We start from the raw sequence: 4,536 nt of genomic DNA, 5'->3' as shown, positions 1-4,536 counted from the left end.
TGAGCAACCGCTCCATTGCCTACGGCATCGCCAAGGCCTGCCACCGCGAAGGCGCGGAGCTGGCGTTCAGCTACGTGGGCGAGCGCTTCAAAGACCGCATCACCGAATTCGCCGCCGATTTCGACTCCAAGCTGATTTTTGACTGCGACGTGGGCGATGACGCACAAATCGACAAGCTGTTCACCGACCTGGCGCAAACCTGGCCTACGTTTGACGGCTTCGTCCACAGCATTGGCTTTGCCCCGCGCGAAGCCATCACCGGCGACTTGTTGGACGGCCTGAGCCGCGAAAGCTTCCGCGTGGCGCACGACATCAGCGCCTACAGCTTCCCCGCCATGGCCAAGGCCGCCCTGCCCTACCTGAGCGACAAGGCCGCCCTGCTGACCCTCACCTACCTGGGTTCCCTGCGCGTTTTGCCCAACTACAACACCATGGGCCTGGCCAAAGCCAGCCTGGAAGCCAGCGTGCGCTACCTGGCCGAGTCGGTCGGCCCCAAGGGCGTGCGCGTCAACGGCATTAGCGCCGGCCCCATCAAAACCCTGGCCGCCAGCGGCATCAAGGACTTCGGCAAGATGCTCAAAGCCACGGCAGAGTGCCCGATTCGCCGCAACGTGACGATTGACGATGTGGGCAATGTGGCGGCATTTCTGCTGAGCGACCTGGCCGCAGGCGTGAGCGCAGAAATCACCTACGTAGATGGCGGCTTCAGCCAGGTCGTGGGCGGCATCAGCGAAGCAGTTTAAGCATCAAAAGTGCCTCCGGCGCAGGTAGTACCTGCGCTGACAGCTATCGAAATAATAATACGCCTGTATGCATATTGAAATCGACGACCTTACGCGGCCCGCCATCCATGCCCTTCTGCAAGAGCACCTGGACCACATGTACGAACTGTCGCCGCCCGAGTGCGTGTTTGCGCTAGACATCAACGCATTGCGCGCGCCCGATATCTCCTTCTGGACCGCCTGGGAAGGCCCGCTGCTGCTGGGCTGCGGCGCACTAAAGCAGCTGGATACCCAGCACGGCGAGCTCAAATCCATGCGCACCCCCACCGCCCAACGAGGCCGGGGTGCGGGCCGGGCGATGCTGGTGCACATTCTGGAAGTGGCCAAGGCGCGGGGCTACACGCGTCTGAGCCTGGAAACCGGTACGGAAGCCGCGTTCCAGCCCGCGCAAAAACTCTACGCCAGCATGGGCTTTGTGCCCTGCGGGCCGTTTGCCAGCTACCAAGAAGATCCGCACAGCCTGTTTATGGCGCTGGATTTATCCCTATTTGATAGTAAAAAATAGGAGCTGCTCGTGCTGATCTGGTAAGCACGGGCAGCCGATTAGGTGCCTGAAACACGGCCTAAAAGTCTGAAATTGGAGCCACAAGTCGCTAACCCGCCAAAGGGGTCGGAGCACGAATGCGGGTAAGCGGACGACACGACAACCGGCCTTTTAGCGCGCAATCGTGATCCGACCCCATTGGCTAACTGTCAAGTTCTGCCCGTCCAGCATAAATAGCCCGCACGCTTATTGGCAATAAAAAAAGCTTCCAGCGCAATGGGTACCTGCACTGACAGCTCTTAATTAAATAGCAAACTAAGTTTTAATAGCCTTCGGCCAAACCGGTGTTGCGGCGTGGATCGTTCGCGCCGTAGAAGCGGAAGTTGCCCCGTGGCTTGCCGCCCAGCGTGGGCGCACCGACCAGAATCGCGGCCAGGTGGTTTGCGGGCTGCGGGGCTCCCAGGTTGTGGCCCATGCCCTCCAAGATTTTGCGGGTGTCGGGGCTGATGCCGAAGGTGTCCATATTGGTCATATCGGGCAGCCATTGCTGGTGAAAGCGCGGTGCGTCCACAGCTTCTTGCACATCCATACCGTAGTCGATCACGTTCATGATGGTGTGCGTGACGGCGGTGATGATGCGGCTGCCGCCAGGGGTGCCGACCACCATCACAGGCTTGCCGTTTTGGGTCACGATGGTGGGGCTCATGGAGCTCAGGGGCCGCTTGCCGGGTTCAATCTTGTTCGCCTCGCCCTGCACCAGGCCGTAAAGGTTGGGCACGCCGACCTTGGAGGTGAAGTCGTCCATCTCGTTGTTCAGAAGCACGCCGGTCTTGGCGGCGGTCACCTTGGCACCGAACCAGTCGTTCAGCGTGTAGGTGACCGACACGGCGTTGCCCATGCTGTCGACGATGGAGTAGTGGGTGGTGTTGGTGCCTTCGTGCGGGGCCACGCCGGGCTTCATGTCCTTGGACACGCCCGCTTTATTAGGGTCGATGGCAGCGCGGATCTTGGCGGCGTAGGCCTTGTCGAGCAGGCGGTCCAGCGGGTTTTTCACGAAGTCGGGGTCGCCCAGGTAGCTGTTGCGGTCCAGGTAGGCGTGGCGCATGGCCTCAATTTGGTAATGCACGGCCTGGGCCGAACGGAAGCCCAGCTCTTTCAGTGGATAGCCTTCGACAATGTTCAAGATTTCGCAGATCACCACGCCGCCCGAGCTGGGAGGCGGGGCCGAGACGATGTGGTAGCCGCGGTAGTCGCACTCCACCGGGGCCAGTTCACGCACCTTGTACTGGTTCAAGTCTTCTTGGGTGATGATGCCTTTGCCAGCCTGGCTGGCGGCCACGATGTCGGCACCCACACGGCCTTTGTAGAAGCCGTCTGTGCCCTTCTGGCTGACCAATTTCAGGGTTTTGGCCAGGTCTTTTTGGACCAGCTTTTGGCCGATCTGGAAGGGTTCGCCTTTGTTCAAAAAGATGGCGCCAGACGGTGCGTCCTTCTTGAAGTCTTCGGTCGAAGTTTTCAGCATGTCCACGTCGCCCTCTTGCAGCACAAAGCCGCGCTCGGCCAGTTGGATAGCCGGGGCCAGAAGCTTGGCACGGGACATAGTGCCGTACTTGGTGCGGGCATCTTCAAAACCCGCTACCGAACCGGGAATGCCCACCGCCAGGTAACCATTGGTGCTGGCCCCCTTGACCACATTGCCGCTGGCGTCCAAGTACATATTGGCGGTAGCGGCCAGTGGAGCTTTTTCGCGGAAATCCAGGAAGGTCTTGCGGCCATCGGCCAGTTGCACGGTCATGAAGCCGCCGCCGCCCAGGTTACCCGCCGCCGGGTACACCACCGCCAGCGCATAGCCCACGGCTACCGCGGCGTCGATGGCGTTACCACCTCTTTTGAGCACGTCTACACCCACCTGGGTGGCCAAATGCTGGGCGGTGACGACCATGCCGTGCTCGGCAGCGACAGGGGCCACAGAGGCAGCCTGGGCGGCGCAGCACAGGGCCGCAGCGGTGGCTACCGAGGCGAGGCGGAAGGAAAAAATAGGCATGCGTGAGGTCTCCGAAATGGTAGAAAAGAAGGTGAAAAATGAAGACGTATGAACTATGCGCAAACAACTGTAACAAGGTGCAGCACCTCCTATGCGGGTAATTTGTTTGCAAATGTAGCCACCCCAAACGCCCTGTTTGGCGTAAATTGTTGCCATGCCTACACCCTCTATCCCCCGCCGAACCCTGTTGCAAAGTCTGCTGCTCGCCGCCGTGGCGGGTGTGCCCCGTTGGAGCCGCGCCAACAGCCCACCTGCACTGCAACGGCCCACGGCCTACCGCAGCGGCACCGCGCTAGAGGGCTACTGGGTCAGCGAAAAGCTGGACGGCGTGCGCGGCTACTGGGATGGCACGCAGCTGTGGACGCGCGGCGGCCAACGCGTCTCCCCACCCGCGTGGTTTACCGCGGGCTGGCCATCGACGGCGCTGGACGGTGAACTGTGGGCCGGACACGGTGCCTTTGCCACGGCGGTATCGACCGTGCGGCAAGGCGATGCGGGCGATGCCGCCTGGCGGCAGATGCGCTACCAAGTGTTTGACCTGCCGGGGCACAGCGGCCCTTTCGATACGCGCTTGACCACCTTGCAGCAACTGGCGCTGCCCGCCTGGGTGCAGCCGGTGGCGCAGTCCCGCGTGGCCAGCGACTCTGCCCTGCAGGCCCTGTTGCGCCAAACGGTGCAAGCGGGCGGCGAGGGGCTGGTGCTGCACCGGGGCGATGCCCTGCTGGCCAGCCCCGGCAAGGACGATTTTTTGAAACTAAAGCCCTTCGACGATGCCGAAGCCCGGGTGGTGGGCCATGTGGCAGGTCGGGGCAAATATGCGGGCATGCTGGGCGCATTGCAGGTGGAAACACCTAATGGCTTGCGCTTCAAGCTGGGCACCGGCTTTACCGATGAACAGCGGCGTAAGCCGCCTGCCGTGGGCACCTGGGTGACCTACCGCTTCCGCGATATGAACCCTAGCGGGATTCCGCGCTTTGCCAGCTTTTTGCGGCTGCGCGAAGACGCGAATTTGTAAGTCCTCAACGATAACGGCATGGCATCCCATTCCAGGAACCCACGGGACCGGCTTTGCCGGACCGTCGGGTTTGCCCCCTGCAAGGGGGGTGCTGCTACACGAAGTGAGCAAGCCTGGGGGTGTACTTATTTAGGCAGCAGAACCTTGTCGACTACGTGGATCACACCGTTCGATTGGTACACATCGGCAATCGTCACATCGGCGGTGCCGC

General features: G+C 61.5%; 5 protein-coding genes. 3 read left to right on the top strand and 2 right to left on the bottom strand.

What is annotated here, in order from left to right:
• Together fabI and ABI213_RS01260 are read left to right on the top strand one after the other, a co-directional pair.
• Nucleotides 1-743 (top strand): enoyl-ACP reductase FabI (gene fabI / locus ABI213_RS01265; protein ID WP_348025768.1); only part of this gene is annotated, 743 nt, incomplete at its 5' end.
• Nucleotides 744-810: 67 nt separating this feature from the next.
• Nucleotides 811-1,287 (top strand): GNAT family N-acetyltransferase, encoded by a 477-nt coding sequence (locus ABI213_RS01260; RefSeq protein ID WP_348025766.1) that lies wholly within the window; start codon nucleotides 811-813, stop codon nucleotides 1,285-1,287.
• A gap of 301 nt (nucleotides 1,288-1,588) precedes the next feature.
• On the opposite strand, the gene ggt is transcribed toward ABI213_RS01260, so the two are convergent.
• Complete coding sequence (ggt, locus tag ABI213_RS01255) at nucleotides 1,589-3,310, bottom strand: gamma-glutamyltransferase (protein ID WP_348025764.1); 1,722 nt, start codon at nucleotides 3,308-3,310, stop codon at nucleotides 1,589-1,591.
• A gap of 154 nt (nucleotides 3,311-3,464) precedes the next feature.
• Between ggt and ABI213_RS01250 the strand changes: the two genes are divergently transcribed.
• A complete protein-coding gene (locus tag ABI213_RS01250; protein ID WP_348007283.1) occupies nucleotides 3,465-4,325 on the top strand; it encodes a DNA ligase in 861 nt (286 codons plus the stop codon).
• Nucleotides 4,326-4,450: 125 nt separating this feature from the next.
• On the opposite strand, the gene ABI213_RS01245 is transcribed toward ABI213_RS01250, so the two are convergent.
• Nucleotides 4,451-4,536: fasciclin domain-containing protein (locus tag ABI213_RS01245; RefSeq protein WP_348025770.1), on the bottom strand; the 86-nt coding region annotated here is incomplete at its 5' end.

It is taken from the genome of Rhodoferax sp. (assembly GCF_039922535.1).
Taxonomy (GTDB): domain Bacteria; phylum Pseudomonadota; class Gammaproteobacteria; order Burkholderiales; family Burkholderiaceae_C; genus Rhodoferax_B.
This window is presented reverse-complemented; position numbering and strand designations above follow the sequence as displayed.